General features: G+C 59.4%; 15 protein-coding genes. 4 read left to right on the forward strand and 11 right to left on the reverse strand.

The genetic code is table 11. The features are described from left to right. The first annotated feature begins 40 nt into the window (after positions 1-40). Together folB and folK are read left to right on the forward strand one after the other, a co-directional pair. Positions 41-397, forward strand: a complete 357-nt coding sequence (folB, locus tag AC1RDQ_RS07115) for a dihydroneopterin aldolase (protein WP_008051601.1) — start codon at positions 41-43, stop codon at positions 395-397. Then, the gene (gene folK / locus AC1RDQ_RS07120) at positions 388-906 is read left to right on the forward strand and encodes a 2-amino-4-hydroxy-6-hydroxymethyldihydropteridine diphosphokinase (RefSeq protein WP_407516239.1); all 519 of its coding nucleotides are present in this window, start codon (positions 388-390) and stop codon (positions 904-906) included. The genes folB and folK overlap by 10 nt, the downstream gene beginning before the upstream one ends. Positions 907-988: 82 nt before the next feature. Here the strand turns inward: folK and AC1RDQ_RS07125 are convergent, their stop codons facing one another. The 11 genes from AC1RDQ_RS07125 to AC1RDQ_RS07175 form a co-directional block, all read right to left on the reverse strand. Continuing rightward, positions 989-2,218: a multifunctional CCA addition/repair protein gene (locus AC1RDQ_RS07125; protein ID WP_492586825.1), complete on the reverse strand. Its 1,230-nt coding sequence runs from the start codon at positions 2,216-2,218 to the stop codon at positions 989-991. Between the two features lie 63 nt (positions 2,219-2,281). Beyond that, on the reverse strand, positions 2,282-3,844 hold the full coding sequence (locus AC1RDQ_RS07130) for a SpoVR family protein (RefSeq protein ID WP_057713067.1): 1,563 nt from the start codon (positions 3,842-3,844) through the stop codon (positions 2,282-2,284). Continuing rightward, complete coding sequence (locus AC1RDQ_RS07135; RefSeq protein ID WP_057713068.1) at positions 3,841-5,112, reverse strand: YeaH/YhbH family protein; 1,272 nt, start codon at positions 5,110-5,112, stop codon at positions 3,841-3,843. Before AC1RDQ_RS07135 ends, AC1RDQ_RS07130 begins: the two co-directional genes overlap by 4 nt. Positions 5,113-5,316: 204 nt before the next feature. Beyond that, positions 5,317-7,239, reverse strand: a complete 1,923-nt coding sequence (locus AC1RDQ_RS07140; RefSeq protein WP_057713069.1) for a PrkA family serine protein kinase — start codon at positions 7,237-7,239, stop codon at positions 5,317-5,319. A 297-nt stretch (positions 7,240-7,536) separates the two neighbouring features. Further along, complete coding sequence (gene glpE / locus AC1RDQ_RS07145) at positions 7,537-7,866, reverse strand: thiosulfate sulfurtransferase GlpE (protein ID WP_008051614.1); 330 nt, start codon at positions 7,864-7,866, stop codon at positions 7,537-7,539. Between the two features lie 33 nt (positions 7,867-7,899). Continuing rightward, a complete protein-coding gene (locus tag AC1RDQ_RS07150; protein WP_407516240.1) occupies positions 7,900-8,781 on the reverse strand; it encodes a symmetrical bis(5'-nucleosyl)-tetraphosphatase in 882 nt (293 codons plus the stop codon). Then, entirely contained in the window at positions 8,781-9,161 is a 381-nt protein-coding gene (gene apaG / locus AC1RDQ_RS07155) for a Co2+/Mg2+ efflux protein ApaG (protein WP_095944860.1), read from the reverse strand. The genes AC1RDQ_RS07150 and apaG overlap by 1 nt, the downstream gene beginning before the upstream one ends. Positions 9,162-9,276: 115 nt before the next feature. Then, positions 9,277-10,086 (reverse strand): 16S rRNA (adenine(1518)-N(6)/adenine(1519)-N(6))-dimethyltransferase RsmA, encoded by an 810-nt coding sequence (rsmA, locus tag AC1RDQ_RS07160; RefSeq protein WP_057713072.1) that lies wholly within the window; start codon positions 10,084-10,086, stop codon positions 9,277-9,279. Next, positions 10,083-11,072 (reverse strand): 4-hydroxythreonine-4-phosphate dehydrogenase PdxA, encoded by a 990-nt coding sequence (gene pdxA, locus AC1RDQ_RS07165; RefSeq protein ID WP_492586827.1) that lies wholly within the window; start codon positions 11,070-11,072, stop codon positions 10,083-10,085. The genes rsmA and pdxA overlap by 4 nt, the downstream gene beginning before the upstream one ends. Beyond that, positions 11,069-12,385 (reverse strand): peptidylprolyl isomerase SurA, encoded by a 1,317-nt coding sequence (surA, locus tag AC1RDQ_RS07170; RefSeq protein WP_492586829.1) that lies wholly within the window; start codon positions 12,383-12,385, stop codon positions 11,069-11,071. Before surA ends, pdxA begins: the two co-directional genes overlap by 4 nt. After that, positions 12,366-15,164, reverse strand: a complete 2,799-nt coding sequence (locus AC1RDQ_RS07175) for an LPS-assembly protein LptD (protein WP_090451741.1) — start codon at positions 15,162-15,164, stop codon at positions 12,366-12,368. The genes surA and AC1RDQ_RS07175 overlap by 20 nt, the downstream gene beginning before the upstream one ends. A 130-nt stretch (positions 15,165-15,294) precedes the next feature. Between AC1RDQ_RS07175 and AC1RDQ_RS07180 the strand changes: the two genes are divergently transcribed. After that, entirely contained in the window at positions 15,295-16,314 is a 1,020-nt protein-coding gene (locus AC1RDQ_RS07180; protein WP_492586831.1) for an aminoglycoside phosphotransferase family protein, read from the forward strand. Then, a complete protein-coding gene (murU, locus tag AC1RDQ_RS07185) occupies positions 16,311-16,982 on the forward strand; it encodes an N-acetylmuramate alpha-1-phosphate uridylyltransferase MurU (protein ID WP_057713076.1) in 672 nt (223 codons plus the stop codon). Before AC1RDQ_RS07180 ends, murU begins: the two co-directional genes overlap by 4 nt. The last annotated feature ends 1 nt before the right edge of the window (position 16,983 follow it).

Below are 16,983 nucleotides of genomic sequence, written 5' to 3' on the forward strand. Positions count from 1 at the left end.
ACGGCGCATTGCGCCCTTGTCGTGTAGCGGAGAGAAGTGCTTGGACAGAGTGTTTATCGAGGGCCTGGAAGTCGACACGGTGATTGGTGCCTACGACTGGGAGCGAGGCATCCGACAGTGCTTGCGTCTTGACCTGAGTTTCGCCTGGGATAATCGCCCGGCCGCAGCCGGTGATGACCTGACCCTGGCGCTCGACTACGCCAGTGTTTCCTCACGCATCCAGGCGTTTGCCGAGCAGGCGCAATTCCAGTTGGTGGAAACCTTTGCCGAGCGCCTGGTTGAAGTGCTGATGAGCGAATTCAAGATCACCTGGATGCGCCTTAAGCTGACCAAGCCCGGGGCCGTCCCGGCTGCCACCGGCGGTGTGGGCGTGGAGATCGAGCGCGGATGTCGCTGACTCAGGTGTACCTCGGGCTCGGTAGCAATATCGAGCGTGAAACCCATTTGCGGGCGGGACTCGATGCTCTGGCGGCATTCCTTGTCGATATCCGCTGTTCGGCGGTGTTCGAAAGCCAGCCGGTGGGCATCAAGAGCGGGCCGTTCTTCAATTTCGTGGTGTCGGCGTATACCGATCTGCCGCTGATGGAACTTGATCGTCGATTGAAGTTCATTGAGGCGGATAACGGTCGTTACGCACCGGATCGCCGAGGTTTGCCGCTGGATATCGACGTATTGTTGTTCGGTGACCAGGTGGGCAATTTCGATGGCTTGATCTTGCCGCGGGCAGAAATTCTGAAAAATGCGTTCGTTCTGTGGCCGTTGTCGTTGATAGCGCCGGATCGCGTGCACCCGGGCGCAGGCAAGAGTTTTGCGACTTTGTGGGCTGAAGCGCAGATCGATCAGGTGTTGGCGCCAGTAGCGTTCGAATGGCGCGGTGAACAGCTCACACCTTCAGATTTGTTGTGACCTAACTGACGTCTTCGCGAGCAGGCTCGCTCCCACAGGTACGATGCAATTCCTGTGGGAGCGGGCTTGCTCGCGAAGCTTTTCAGACAGACGTCGCCTCTTTGTAAGCCTTCAGCGCCTTGAGCCGCTCGCGCTTGATCTCCTCCCCCAGCTCCGGCCCCTTGAAGCCTTTCTCCAGCAACGGCTGAACCGCCACGCTACGCGCCGCAGTTGCAGCACCGCGCAAGTAATCCGCCTGTGGGTAACTTCTTTCTTCCAGCCCTTTGCGCCCACGTGCATCCATCTCGCATGCGGCGATGAACTCCTCGAACCGCTGTGGCCGACGGTAAATGTCGAAGCTTTGCAACAATTCCAGCAATGTCGATGGCTTCAGCTCAAGGGCGCGATGCCCATGGGTGTGGTACTCGCCCACCAGCAGCGCCAGTTCCTGGCAGTCCCTCGGCACCTTGAAGCGTTCATTGACCGCTTTGATCAGCTTCAGGCCCTTGAACTCGTGGGCAATGTGTCGCGGCCATTCATCCTCTGGCGTCAGTCCCTTGCCCAGGTCGTGCAGCAGGCACGCCCAGCGCACGGTGAGTGGCTGTTTGTGTAGTGCGGCTTGCTGCAACACGCTCAGGGTATGTGCGCCTGTATCGATTTCCGGGTGATGGGCGGGTGGTTGCGGTACGCCAAACAGCGCGTCGACCTCGGGCATCAGAACCTTGAGTGCGCTGCATGCGCGCAGAACCTCAATAAATACTTGTGGCTGATCTTCCATCAGGGCGCGGGAAATTTCCTTCCAGCTGCGCTCGGGGGTCAGCGCTTCAAGTTCGCCTGACTCGCTGAGTTGGCGCATCAGCGCCAGGGTTTCCGGGGCAACGGTAAAACCCAGCGTCGCGTAGCGCGCCGCGAAGCGGGCAACACGCAGGACCCGGAGTGGATCTTCGGCAAATGCCGGGGAAACATGGCGAAGCAGGCGCGCTTCAAGATCACGCTGGCCGTGGTACGGGTCGGTCAGGTTCTGCTGATCGTCCTCGGCCATGGCATTGATGGTCAGGTCGCGGCGGATCAGGTCTTCTTCGAGGGTGACTTCAGGGCTGGCGTGAAAAGTGAACCCGCCGTAACCGCGTCCGCTTTTGCGCTCGGTGCGGGCGAGGGCGTATTCCTCACCGCTTTTGGGATGAAGGAACACCGGGAAGTCCGCGCCCACCGGGCGAAAGCCCTTGGCGAGCATTTCTTCGGTGGTAGCGCCGACCACAACCCAGTCGATATCGGTAACCGGTTTGCCCAGCAGGCGATCACGTACCGCACCGCCGACTTTATAAATACGCATAAAAAACCTCCGTTAGCTCGACAGGATAACCGTTGCATCGAGCTTTCGGAGGCACAAACCGGATCAAAGATGGATGACGGCCAGGTCCAGGCGGCCGTAATCACCTTCGCTGTGCTCGCTTCTGGGCGGCACATGGTGGGTTTTCATGACCTGATCGCCTTGCAGGGTTTCCAGGTGAATGTCGAAGCCCCAGAGGCGGTGCAGGTGTTTGAGCACTTCTTCGGTCGAGTCCCCCAACGGTTTGCGGTCGTGCTGCTGGTGACGCAGGGTCAGGGAGCGGTCACCGCGACGGTCGATGCTGTAGATCTGCACGTTGGGCTCGCGATTGCCCAGGTTGTATTGTGCCGCGAGGGTTTCCCTGATGATGCGGTAGCCACCTTCGTCGTGAATGGCGGGCACCAGCAGGTCGTCCTTCTGGTCGTCATCGAGAATGCTGAACAGCTTCAGGTCGCGGATCACCTTGGGCGACAGGTACTGCAGGATGAAGCTCTCATCCTTGAAGCTGCTCATGGCGAACTTGATGGCTGCCAGCCAGTCGGTACCGGCAATGTCAGGGAACCAGCGGCGATCTTCTTCCGTAGGCTCTTCGCACATGCGGCGGATGTCGCGGTACATGGCAAACCCCAGGGCGTAGGGGTTGATGCCACTGTAGTAGGGGCTATCGAAGCCAGGCTGGAACACCACGCTGGTGTGGGACGTCAGGAACTCCATCATGAAGCCGTCGGTGACCAGGCCTTCGTCGTACAGGTCGTTCATCAGTGTGTAGTGCCAGAACGTGGCCCAACCCTCGTTCATGACCTGGGTCTGACGCTGTGGATAAAAATACTGGGCGATCTTGCGCACGATACGCACGATTTCCCGCTGCCATGGCTCCAGCAGCGGCGCATGTTTTTCGATGAAGTACAGGATGTTTTCCTGGGGTTCGGCGGGGAAGCGTGCGTTGTCCTTGTCGCTGTACTTGTCCGCGCCCTTGGGAATGGTGCGCCACAGATCGTTGATCTGTTTCTGTAAATGCTCTTCCCGGTCCTTTTGCCGGCGACGTTCTTCCTCCGCGGAGATCGGATAAGGGCGTTTGTAACGATCGACACCATAGTTCATCAGCGCATGGCAGGAGTCGAGCAGATCCTCGACCGCGTCGATACCGTGGCGTTCTTCGCACTGCATGATGTACTGCTTGGCAAACACCAGGTAATCGATGATCGAACTGGCGTCGGTCCAGGTGCGGAACAGGTAATTGCCTTTGAAAAAACTGTTGTGCCCGTAGCAGGCATGGGCCACCACCAGCGCCTGCATGCAGATGGTGTTTTCTTCCATCAGGTAAGCGATGCATGGGTCGGAGTTGATCACGATCTCGTACGCCAGCCCCATCTGGCCGCGGGTGTAGGACTTTTCGGTGCTGAGGAAGTGCTTGCCATAGGACCAGTGGTGATAACCCAGCGGCATACCGACCGAGGCGTAGGCGTCCATCATCTGTTCGGCGGTGATCACTTCGATCTGGTTGGGATACGTATCGAGTGCGTAACCGGCCGCAATACGACTGATTTCGCGGTCGTAGGCCTGGATCAGCTCGAACGTCCATTCGGAGCCGGTGGAAATGGGTTGGCGTTTCTGCTCTTTGGCGGTCATGTCACTAACCTGCGCTGGAAGAGTTCACGGAAGACCGGATAGATATCCCCGGCCGAGACCAGTTGTTGCTGGGCAAATGTATCGGAAAAGGCTTCGGCGATGCGCTCGTACTCGAACCACAGGGCCTGGTGTTCGCGCGGGGTGATCTCAACGTAAGTGTAGTACTGCACGAATGGCATGATCTGGTTGATCAGGATGTCGCGGCAGATCGGAGAGTCGTCGTTCCAGTTGTCACCATCTGAGGCCTGGGCGGCGTAGATGTTCCACTCGTTGCTCGGATAACGCTCGGCCATGATCTCCTGCATCAGTTTCAAGGCGCTGGAGACGATGGTGCCACCGGTTTCCCGGGAGTAGAAAAACTCCTCTTCATCCACTTCGCGGGCGCTGGTGTGGTGGCGGATGAACACGACGTCGATCTTGTCGTAGTTACGCTTGAGAAACAGGTACAGCAGGATGAAGAAGCGCTTGGCGATGTCCTTGGTCGCCTGGGTCATCGAGCCGGACACGTCCATCAGGCAGAACATCACGGCCTTGGAGCTGGGGTTGGGTTGTTTGATGAGCAGGTTGTACTTGAGGTCGAAGGTGTCGAGAAACGGTATACGGTGAATGCGCGCGCTGAGTTTTTCGATTTCTGCTTCGATTTCCTGGATATCGCCGAAGTTGTCCGGTTCTTCTTGCTTGAGTCGCAGAAGTTCTTCCTTGGCTTCACGCAGTTTTGCGCGGCTGCTGCCGGATAGGGCGATGCGCCGGGCGTGGGCTGAGCGCAGGGTGCGGATGATGTTGATCCGCGACGGGTTGCCCTCGTTGCTGATCCCGGCGCGCACGGTCTTGAAGGTGTCGGTGCCGGTCAGGTTGCGTTTGACCAGGTTGGGCAGTTCGAGGTCCTCGAACATGAACTCGAGGAACTCTTCCTGGGTAATCTGGAAGACGAATTCGTCCATCCCCTCGCCGGAATTGCCCGCCTTGCCGGGGCCTCGGCCGCCACCGCCTCCCGGTGGGCGGGCAATATGTTCGCCGCTGGTGAATTCCTTGTTGCCCGGGTGCACGACCGTCTGCTTGCCACCGCGACCGTGATGAAGCACCGGCTCGTCGATGTCGCGGCCGGGAATGCTGATTTGTTCGCCGTGTTCCATATCGGTAATGGAGCGCCGGCTGACCGCCTCTTCGACAGCCTTCTTGATGTGATCACGGTAGCGCCGCAGAAATCGCTGGCGGTTTACCGTGCTCTTGTTCTTGCCATTGAGACGTCGGTCGATCACATAGCTCATGACTGCTCCTTAGAAGCTGTCCTGAAAGGGGCGAGCGGTTATGCAGCATCGGACCGGTGCCAAGGGATGTTCACGCTCCCCCAAGCGCTTTTGGATGCTGCCTGTACCTCGCTACCGACTTTCGAACACCTTCCAGAGGTCTGTGTAACAGAAAACGCGTACACAGGCCTCTGGCTGACGACAACCGGTCTGACCGGCAGCGGGTTACTGTGATTTTCTGACCCGCAGGTACCACTCGGACAGCAGTCGTACCTGTTTGTCGGTGTAGCCGCGCTCGACCATCCGTGTGACGAAGTCGTTGTGCTTCTGCTGGTCTTCTTTGCTGGCCTTGGCATTGAAGCTGATGACCGGCAGCAGGTCTTCGGTGTTGGAGAACATTTTCTTCTCGATGACCACCCGCAGTTTTTCGTAGCTGAGCCAGGTCGGGTTCTTGCCGTTGTTGTTGGCCCGGGCGCGCAGTACGAAGTTGACGATTTCGTTGCGGAAATCCTTCGGATTGCTGATGCCGGCCGGTTTTTCGATTTTCTCCAGTTCTTCGTTCAACGCTACGCGGTTGAGGATCTCGCCGGTTTCCGGGTCGCGGTATTCCTGGTCCTGGATCCAGAAGTCGGCGTACAGCACATAACGATCGAAGATGTTCTGGCCGTACTCGCTATAGGACTCGAGGTAGGCGGTCTGGATCTCCTTGCCGATGAATTCGATGTAGCGCGGTGCCAGGTACTCCTTGAGGAAGCGCAGATAGCGTTCGCGGGTCTCGGCCTGGAACTGTTCCTGCTCGATCTGTTGTTCAAGCACGTAGAGCAGGTGCACCGGGTTGGCGGCAATTTCGTGCGGGTCGAAGTTGAACACTTTCGACAGGATCTTGAACGCGAAGCGGGTCGACAGACCGTTCATGCCTTCGTCGACGCCCGCATTGTCGCGGTATTCCTGGATCGACTTGGCTTTCGGATCGGTGTCCTTGAGGTTCTCGCCGTCGTACACGCGCATCTTCGAGTAGATGTTGGAGTTTTCCGGCTCCTTGAGGCGCGAGAGCACGGTGAACTGGGCCAGCATCTTCAGGGTATCCGGCGCGCAATGGGCCTTGGCCAGCGAACTGTTGAACAGCAGCTTGTCGTAGATCTTCACTTCGTCACTGACCCGCAGGCAGTACGGCACTTTGACGATGTAGATCCGGTCGATGAAGGCTTCGTTGTTCTTGTTGTTGCGGAAGGTGTGCCACTCCGATTCGTTGGAGTGCGCCAGCAGGATCCCGGTGAACGGAATCGCGCCGAGGCCTTCGGTACTGTTGTAGTTGCCTTCCTGGGTGGCGGTCAGCAGTGGGTGCAGCACCTTGATCGGTGCCTTGAACATTTCGACGAATTCCATCAGGCCCTGGTTGGCCCGGCACAGGGCGCCCGAGTAGCTGTAGGCGTCGGCGTCGTTTTGCGGGAACTCCTCCAGTTTGCGGATATCGACCTTGCCCACCAGCGCCGAGATGTCCTGGTTGTTTTCGTCGCCAGGTTCGGTCTTGGCCACAGCGACCTGGTTGAGGATCGACGGGTAGAGTTTGACCACGCGGAACTGACTGATGTCGCCACCGAATTCGGCCAGGCGTTTGGTCGCCCATGGCGACATGATGGTGTTGAGGTAGCGCCGTGGAATGCCAAAGTCTTCCTCGAGGATCGCGCCATCTTCGGTGGCGTTGAAAAGACCCAGGGGCGACTCGAAAACCGGCGAGCCCTTGATTGCATAGAAGGGCACTTTTTCTATCAGTTGCTTGAGCTTCTCGGCCAGGGACGATTTACCGCCACCGACAGGGCCGAGCAGGTACAGGATCTGTTTCTTCTCTTCCAGGCCCTGAGCGGCATGGCGGAAATACGACACGATCTGGTCGATGCATTCTTCCATCCCGTGGAAGTCTTCAAAGGCCGGATAGCGGCGGATGACCTTGTTGGAGAAGATGCGCGACAGTCTCGAGTTGGTCGAGGTGTCGAGCAGTTCCGGTTCACCGATGGCCAGCAATAGACGCTCGGCGGCGGAGGCGTAGGCGCTGCGGTCCTGTTTGCACAGCTCAAGATACTCTTGCAGAGAGAGTTCTTCCTGGCGTGTGGACTCGAAGCGTTGTTGGAAGTGGCTAAAGATACTCATGACGTCACCTCGCTCGATACGTGGAGCCGACGCCGGATCACTCAGTCGATGCTGGCAGCAACCGAACAGGCGATTGCTGTTTACCCCCCAGAACTCTCCCGGAGCTGACTACTCCGAAAGCTACTCCCGATGACCCGTGCGCCGGTGTACCGGCTCTCCCCTGTTTTGGATGGCCTGGGCTTAAGGATAGTTGGGAATTCGGGAGGTAAAGGCGAGATACGTAATTAGTTGTGGCAGACCGTTCGTCTGCCACCACGCTAGCCCGCGGGAGCCGGGGCCTGCAACGTTACAAAAAAATTATTCAGTGGTGCCTTGCGCCGTTTCCGCAGGATACGTCGTACGCCACAACTCGAATCCGCCATCCATGCTGTAGACGTCGGAGAAGCCCTGGCTGATCAGGTAAGCGGCCGCGCCCTGGCTGGAATTGCCGTGATAGCAGACCACCACGGTCGGTGCATCGAGGTCGGCACCCTGGATGAAAGCGTGCAGGGAATGGTTGTCCAGATGCTTGGAACCTGCGATGTGCAGGGCGGCAAAAGTGGCCGGGTCGCGGACGTCGACCACCACTGCGCCTTGTTCGCGCAGGGCTTGGGCCTGTTCCGGGGGAATACGTTTGAATTCGCTCATGGCGGGCTCCTGTGGCTCGGCTGAATGGGCAGTCTAGCGCGGGGCGCTGGCTGGTGATGTTTGGGGAATGGATGAGGCGACTGGCGGCACGGCATGGCCGTGTTCGTCGCATTTGCAGGACAGGCGCTCAAGGCTGTCGACGTTCATCAGGGTCAGGGCGCCGCCCCAGACACAGCCTGTATCGAGCGCCGAAACACCCGGCTCTTCGACGTTGCCTTCCAGCGCTGCCCAGTGACCGAAAATGATTTTCAGATTCTTGGTCTTGCGTTCCTTGTGCTGGAACCAGGGTTTGTAGCCAGGTGGTGCGGTATCGAGGCCTTCCTTGCTCTTGAGGTCGAGTTTGCCTTCGGCGGTGCAGAAACGCATGCGGGTGAAATAGTTGGTGATCACCCGCAGGCGCGTCACGCCTTTGAGGTCGTTGTCCCATTTCGCCGGATCGTTGCCGTACATGCCATCGAGGTAGGGCGGCAACAGGTTGTCGTCACGCAAGGCAGCCTCGACTTCGGCGGCACATTTCAAGGCCTTGCGCAGCGACCACTGCGGTGGAATGCCGGCATGGACCAGTACAAGGTTGCGCTGTTCGTCGTAGTGCATGAGTTTTTGCTGGCGCAGCCATTCGAGCAGTTCAGCGCTATCGGGCGCTTCAATGATCTCGCGCAGGGTGTCGGCCTTCTTCAGGCGTTCGATATTGCGTCCGGCCGCCAGCAAGTGCAGGTCATGGTTGCCGAGCACGCACACCAGCGATTCGCGAATGCTGTAGAGGAAGCGCAAGGTTTCCAGCGACTGCGGGCCGCGGTTCACCAAGTCGCCCACCAGCCACAGACGATCGCGTTTCGGGTCGAACGCCACTTGTTTGAGCAGGCATTGCAGGGCCTGAAGACAGCCTTGCAGGTCACCGACAGCGTACGTTGCCATCAGTGCAGGGCTCCGGGCACCGCCAGGCGGAAAGGCGCGATGATGGCATCGAAATGTTTACCGTCGTCGGACAGCATCTGATAGGTGCCTTGCATGGTGCCGACCTTGGTGGTCATGACCGTGCCGCTGCTGTAGGTGTGGCTCTTGCCGGGCTCGATCAACGGTTGCTGGCCGACCACGCCTGCACCGCGCACTTCTTCGACATGCCCGTCACCATCGGTGATGACCCAGTGCCGTGAAAGCAGTTTGGCGGGCATTTCACCGTTGTTTTGCACGGTGATGGTGTAGGCGAAGGCAAAGCGGTCGTGCTCGGGTTGCGATTGTTCTGCCAGATAGCGGGTGACGACGCTGACGTCGACCTGATAGCGAGGATCGGACATGCAAAGGGCCTTAAAAACGAAGCGGGACGCGGGGCGTAGCTGTTGGGGTTCAGTCTAGGCCAAGTATCGGGTAGTAGACCAGAGTGGCGTCCTACCCGATAGCGCTCATCGCCTGTCAGTCAGCGGTAGGCTTTTGTTCGCTGAGCTTGTCGGCCAGGCGCACGAACGCGGCCAGGTCGAGTTGCTCGGGACGCAGGCTGCCATCGACGCCGGCTGCTTCGATTTCGGCATTGCTCAGCAGCAGCTTGAGAGTGTTGCGCAGGGTTTTGCGGCGCTGGTTGAAAGCTTCGCGCACGACGCGTTCCAGCAGGCGGTGATCCTTGGCCGGGTGTGGCAGTACCGCGTGGGGTACCAGGCGCACGATGGCCGAATCGACTTTCGGCGGCGGGTTGAACGCGCCCGGGCCGACATTGAACAGGTGCTCGACCCGGCAATGGTACTGAACCATGATCGACAAGCGACCCCAGTCGCCACCACCAGGGCCGGCAGCCAGGCGCTCGACCACTTCCTTTTGCAGCATGAAGTGCATGTCGCGAATCAGGTGCGAGTTGTGCAGCAGGTGAAAAATCAGCGGCGTGGAGATGTTGTACGGCAGGTTGCCGACCACGCGCAGGCTGCCAGGCGCGGCATTCAGGCTATTGAAGTCGAACTTCAGCGCATCGCCCTGATGCAGGTTGAAGTTGCTCTTGCCGGCAAACTGCTGGTTGAGAATCGGGATCAGGTCCTTGTCCAGCTCCACCACGTCGAGTTGCGCGCCGCTGCTGAGCAGGCCTTGGGTCAGTGCGCCCTGGCCCGGGCCGATTTCCAGCAGGCGGTCTTCTGCCTTGGCATGAATGGAGCGCAGGATGCGGTCGATAACGCCGGCATCGTGCAGGAAGTTCTGGCCAAAGCGTTTGCGCGCCTTGTGTTGGTATTGCTCGGTCATAAACGGGTCTCGGCCATCTGGTAGGCGGTTTCCAGGGCGACTTGCAGGCTGCCGGTGTCGATCTTGCCGCTGCCGGCCAGGTCCAGGGCGGTGCCGTGGTCGACCGATGTGCGGATGATCGGCAAGCCGAGGGTCACGTTGACTGCCGCGCCGAAGCCTTTGTACTTCAGCACCGGCAGGCCCTGGTCGTGGTACATCGCCAGCACTGCATCGCAGTGCTCCAGATATTTGGGGGTAAACAGAGTGTCGGCGGGCAGGGGGCCACGAAGGTCCATGCCCTCGCCGCGCAGGCGCTCTAATGTGGGTTCGATGATATCGATTTCTTCATGGCCCAGGTGTCCGCCTTCGCCGGCATGGGGGTTGAGCCCGCAAACCAGGATGCGTGGCCGGGCGATGCCGAACTTGTTTTGCAGGTCGGCGTGCAGGATTCGCGTGACGCGCTCCAGACGCTCCGGCGTGATTGCATCGGCAATCTCGCGAAGGGGCAGGTGAGTGGTCACCAGGGCTACGCGCAAGCCGCGCGTGGCCAGCATCATCACCACTTGCGCGGTGTGGGTCAGGTCGGCGAGGAATTCCGTGTGCCCGGAAAAGGCGATGCCGGATTCGTTGATCACGCCTTTGTGCACCGGCGCGGTAATCATGCCGGCGAAATCTCCGCTCAGGCAGCCTTGGCCGGCGCGGGTCAGGGTTTCCAGTACGAAGGCAGCGTTGGCCTTGTCCAGTTGCCCGGCGACGACCTTGGCGTTGAGCGGTGTATCCCAGATATACAGGCTGTTGGCTGGCGCGGGTACATCCGGCCAGCTGTCCGGTGTGACCGGCAGCAAATCGACAGCCACGCCCAGTTGCGCGGCCCGCTCAATGAGCAGGTCGCGGCTGGTAATGGCAATCAGGGGGTGAGGCTGGGCTTGCGAGGCGAGCAGCAGGCACAGGTCGGGACCTATGCCGGCCGGTTCGCCGGGTGTCAGCGCGAAAAGTTGGGGTTTCACTGCGCTGCCTGGTCGGCGCCAGGGAGTTTGATTTCCACGTACGCTTCGTCACGGATCTGACGCAGCCAGGTTTGCAGCTCTTCGTCGTATTTGCGGTTACGCAAAACGGTCATTGCTTGCTGCTCGCGAGCCTGTGTGGTGCTGTCGGTGGCGCGACGGCCAAGGACTTCCAGGACATGCCAGCCGTATTGAGTCTGGAACGGCTTGGACAGCTGACCTTGCGGGGTACTGGCCATCACTTCGCGGAACTCGGGCACCAGTGCGTTCGGGTCGATCCAGTTCAGATCGCCGCCGTTGAGGGCGGAACCCGGGTCTTCCGAGTAGCTTTTCGCCAGCTCGCCGAAGTCTTCGCCAGCCTCGATACGGCTGTAGAGCGAGTCAGCCAGGGCCTTGGTTTTTGCTTCGTCGCGGATCGGGCTCGGTTTGACCAGGATGTGGCGCACATGCACTTCATCGCGCATCTGGGTCTGGCCGCCACGCTTTTCGAGAATCTTCAGGATGATGAAGCCGCCCGGGGTGCGCATTGGCTGGGTGACATCGCCCACCGGCATGGTGCTCAGCAGGCGATCGAACGGCGGCGGCAATTGAGCGGCTTTACGCCAGCCCATGTCACCACCTTCCAGTGCGGTTTCGCTGGCGGACTTGGCGATCGCCAACTGACTGAAGTCAGCGCCTTGCTTGAGCTGCTGGTAAATCGCATCGGCCTGCTTGGCTGCACTCTGAATCGCGTCGGAGTTGGCGCTTTCCGGCGTAGGAATCAGGATGTTGGCCAGGTGGAACTCTTCAGACAGTTGCATTTTGCCCAGGTCCGACGCCAGGAAGTTCTTCACTTCCTGCTCGGAGACCTGAATGCGTTCGGCAACCCGACGCTGGCGTACACGGCTGATGACCATTTCGCGGCGAATCTGCTCACGTGCGTCGTCGTAGGACAGGCCGTCGCGAGTCAGGGCGGCGCGGAACTGCTCGACCGACATGTTGTTGCGCTGGGCAATGGTGCCGACAGCCTGGTTCAACTCTTCATCGGTAATGCGGATGCCGGAACGCTCGCCGATCTGCAATTGCAGGTTTTCGACGATCAGGCGCTCAAGTACCTGCTGCTCCAGCACGCTGGCCGGCGGCACGGCAGAGCCACGCTTGGCAATGGTTTGCTGAACTTCATGAACGCGTTGGTCCAGTTGGCTCTGCATGACCACGTCGTTGTCGACGATGGCCACCACTTTATCGATGGACTGTACGGCGGCGCTCGCCGCCGTACTCAGGAGCAGCGCGCCCAGCATCAGCGGGCGCAGACAATCAGAAAGCTTGGTCTTCACGTTCACGATAACCTTGAATGCCTTTGTCGAGGAAGCTCTCTACCTTGGCGCCAGTCAGGCCGCCGAGTCCCTTCAGAACAATTTGGAGGAAGACGCCATGGTCGCCTTTTTCGTTTTGCGGTGCTTCCTGACTGAACTCGTCATAAGCGACCCAGTAACGGTTGATCAGGCGCAGTTTCCAGCAGCAGTTGTCGTACTCGAAGCCACCGAAGGCTTCCAGGGTACGGTTACGGTTGTAGTCATACTGCCAACGGCTGATGGCGTTCCATTGCGGCACGATCGGCCAGATCACCGAGAAGTCGTGCTGTTTGATCTTGTAGTAATCCTTCACGTAGCCAGGCTGGCCAGGGGTGCCGTAGTCACCGCCACCAACGCTCCATTGACCGGTGTTCTGGTCGTAACGGACCTGGTCATTGCGATAGCGATAGCCGGCGTTGATGACCTTGTTCGGGTTGTCTTCAGGCTGGTAATGGAACATTGCGCTGCCCGAGCGAGGGCTGCGGCTGTCCGGGTCCCAGTTGTAATCGGCCGTGGTGCGCCAGTCGCGGTTCCAGCGATATTCGTATTCCAGGGCGTAAGGCGACACGTTGGCTTGCGTATCCTGGCGGGTTTTTGCATCGATACCCGGCAACTGAACTTCGCGGTCCTTGAAGTACAAGGCCTGGCCGACGCTGAGGCGTTGACGTTCGAAGCCATTGTCTTCGATCCAGCGGCTGGTCACACCCAGGGACAGTTTGTTCTCGTCGCCGACACGGTCGGAGCCGGAGAAGCGGTTGTCACGGAACAGCGACGCATAGTTGAAGGTGTATTCGCTGGTATCGAATATCGGGATGTCTTCCTGGTCGACCTCAGGCACGTACAGGTAGAACAGGCGCGGCTCGAGGGTCTGGCGGTAGTTCTTGCCGAAATACTGGGTATTGCGATCGAAGTACAGGCCGCTGTCGATGCTGGCGATCGGTACGCCGCGGTTCTGGTTGCTGTCGAATGTTCCCAGGAGCCTGTCCTGTTCTGCGGTCTGATTCGCAATCTGACCTTTGCCGGTGCTGTCCAGGTCCAGTTGATACTGGGTGTACTGGTACTTGAGCTTCGGTGTCAGGAAGCCGTAGGTCGTGTTCATCGGCAGGCTGATGGCGGGCGCGAGATTCAGGCGGTCGCCATTGGCGCGGGCCAGACCTTGAACGTTGTTATCAAGACGGGGAGAGCCGACACCGTCTTCGTCAAAATATGTTCCGCTCTGCAAATCCCGGTCAAACCGCACGAGCTCGGTGTTGTACGTGAAGTCCAGGCCTTCCGGATGATAAGGCAGCATGCCGTCGAGGGTGAGCTGCGGCAGGCGATCGTACGGCGTAATGTTCGACACGCTCGCCAGTTCGTATGCCTGGGCGTTCACGCGAGCGGAATAGCTGTCGCCACGATAGGTGACGGAACCCTGCTGGTTCACGTAGTCGTTGTTTTTGATGCCAATCTGGTCGGTCTGCAGATCCTGGAAGTAATACGGATCGCTGATCTTGGTGTAGTCGACTTGCGTGAGTACTCGCGAGTCGAGACCACCCTTGTGCTGCCAGTTGTACATGTAGCGGGTTTTTTCGGCGTCGCTCTGCTTGTCGCGTTCGTCGCTTTCGTCGTTGAGGTACGCCGCGCCGAACTGGCCTTCGCTGGACTTGGTCAGGTAGCGGAATTCGCCTTCCATCAACAAGCCGTGCTTTTCCATGTAGCGTGGGTACAACGTGGCATCGTAGTTCGGCGCCAGGTTGAAGTAGTACGGGGTGACCAGCATGAAGCCGGTATCGCTGCCGGTGCCGATGGTCGGCGGCAGGAAGCCCGACTGGCGACGGTCGTCGATCGGGAAGTAGATGTACGGCGTGTACAGGACCGGAATGTCCTTGACTCGCAGCGTCACGTTGGTCGCCGTACCGAAACCGGTGGCCGGGTTCAGGGTGATGTTGTTGCCCTTGAGCTGCCAGGCGTTGCTGTTCGGTTCGCACGTGGTGTACGTACCATCCTTGAGGCGGATGATCGCGTTCTCGGCACGTTTGGCGTACAGCGCATTACCGCGGATGCGGGATTTGTGCATCACGTATTCGGCGTTGTCGACCTTGGCTTCACCGGTGTCGAGCTGCACGTCGGCGTGGTCGCCGACGATCAGGGCACCGTTGTCGCGAATGCGCACGTTGCCGTTCAGTTCGCCACGGCTTTCGGCCTGATACAGGTTGGCTTCGTCGGCTTCGACCTGCATGCTGCCCTGACGCATGACAACGTCGCCGGCCAGGGTCGCAACTTGCTCATCCTGCTTATAGCGGGAGGCTTTTGCGCCGATAAAGGTTGGAGCGTCACTTTTATCCGTCTTGTCATCCATGCCAGGACGAATCGGTTCGATATAGGAACCGGAGCAATAAGGACCGGTTTCGGCCAATTGTGCGGCGGTAAGCTGCTCGCGGGGAACCCAGTCGAGGTGACTGTAGTCTGCGCTACGCGACTTCAGGCCACGGCCTTTGGATTCGGTAACCAGCACCGGCTTGGCGCCGGCGTCTTCGCTGGAACCGTTTTCGGCCGGGGCTTCGCCGGTGGCGGAAACTGCGCTGCCGTCATGGACGGGACGCGGTGGCAATGCAGCCGCCGGCGTCTTTGGCGCACAGTCCCAGGAACCCGAAGCAGAGACTGAGCAGTCAAACTGTTCCGCGGCGACCACGTAGGAAGTGGCAAGGGGTTGCAGCGCCAGCAAACTGCCGGTAACCAACAACGGAAATTTTTTACGAAACGCGGGGGATTTCAATGCCATCTTATTAGTCCGGGCTTCCTGCGTGCCATCTGCCCGCGGTGTGGGCCGCACGCCTCTCGATGGTCTGAAAAAGATGCTGGATAATAAAGCATGACCCGCTTGACGGCTAGCGCCGTCGGAGACCCTTGCAATGCCTGATCAAGATGTACGCTTGCAACACCTGAAAGTTTGGCTCGATGAACAATTGGCGACCCTTTTTGCCGAGCAGGGCTGGGGCGTCGTACCCCCGGCCACGTTGACTGCGGCCAGCAGCGACGCGAGTTTTCGGCGGTATTTCCGCTGGGAAGGCAGTGACAAAAGTTTCATCGTGATGGACGCGCCGCCGCCCCAGGAAAACTGCAAACCCTTCGTGGATATCGCCTTTTTGCTGGCGAAATCCGGAATAAATGTGCCGAAAATTTATGCCGAAGACCTCGAACGCGGCTTTCTTTTGCTCAATGACCTGGGCAACAAGACCTACCTGGACGTTATCGAAAGCGAAAACGCCGACGATTTGTTCAAGGATGCCCTGCAAGCGTTGCTGGCTTTCCAGCAGCTGCCGATGGTTGCGCCTCTGCCGAGCTATGACGTGGCCTTGCTTCGTCGCGAGCTGGAGCTGTTCCCCGAGTGGTACGTGAAGCGCGAATTGGGCATCGAACTGGACGCGGCGCAGCAAGTGCTCTGGCAGCAGGTCAGCGAACTGTTGATCGACAGCGCCCTGGCACAGCCAAAAGTCCTGGTGCATCGCGACTACATGCCGCGCAACCTGATGCTCAGCGAACCCAATCCCGGTGTGCTGGACTTCCAGGATGCGGTGTATGGCCCGGTGACCTACGACGTGACCTGCCTGTTCAAGGACGCATTCCTCAGCTGGCCCGAGGAGCGCGTGCACGGCTGGCTCGAAAGCTACTGGCAGCAAGCGGGTGCCCTCGGGATTCCGGTTCAGCCCGACTTCGAGGACTTCCTGCGTGCCAGCGACTTGATGGGCGTGCAACGTCACCTGAAAGTCATCGGCATTTTCGCGCGCATCTGCCATCGCGACGGCAAACCGCGTTACCTTGGTGATGTGCCACGTTTCTTTGCGTACATAGACGCGGTGATTGCGCGCCGCCCTGAACTGGCCGAGCTGGATGTATTGCTGGCCAGTCTGCGTGCCGGAGTGAAAGCATGAAGGCAATGATTCTGGCCGCGGGCAAAGGCGAGCGCATGCGCCCGCTGACCCTGACTACGCCAAAACCGCTGGTTCGTGCAGGCGGCGTGCCGCTGATCGAGTATCACCTGCGAGCACTGGCCGCCGCCGGCTTCACCGACATTGTGATCAATCACGCCTGGCTCGGTCAGCAGATCGAAGACTATCTGGGTGATGGTTCGCGTTATGGCGTGAGCATTCAGTACTCGGCCGAAGGTGAACCCCTGGAAACCGGCGGCGGAATTTTCCGCGCGTTGCCATTGTTGGGGGATGAAGCGTTTGTCGTGGTCAACGGCGACATCTGGACCGATTACGACTTCAGCGTGCTGCATCAGCCCATCAACGGCCTGGCGCACCTGGTGCTGGTCAGCAACCCGCCCCATCATCCGGCCGGGGACTTTGGCCTGGTAGAAACGCGGGTGCTCGACGGTCAACCAGGGGCTGGCACCTTGACCTACAGCGGTATCGCCGTGTTGCATCCGCAGTTGTTCGACGGTTGCACCGAGGGGGCCTTCAAGCTCGCTCCGCTGTTGCGCAAGGCCATGGCTGACGGGCAGGTGACCGGCGAGCAGTTGAGGGGGCACTGGGTCGATGTCGGCACTCACGAGCGTCTGGCCGAAGTTGAAACATTAATAGAAGCGAGCCGCTGAG

The sequence above is a fragment of the Pseudomonas sp. GW823-FHT02E01 genome (assembly GCF_058797535.1).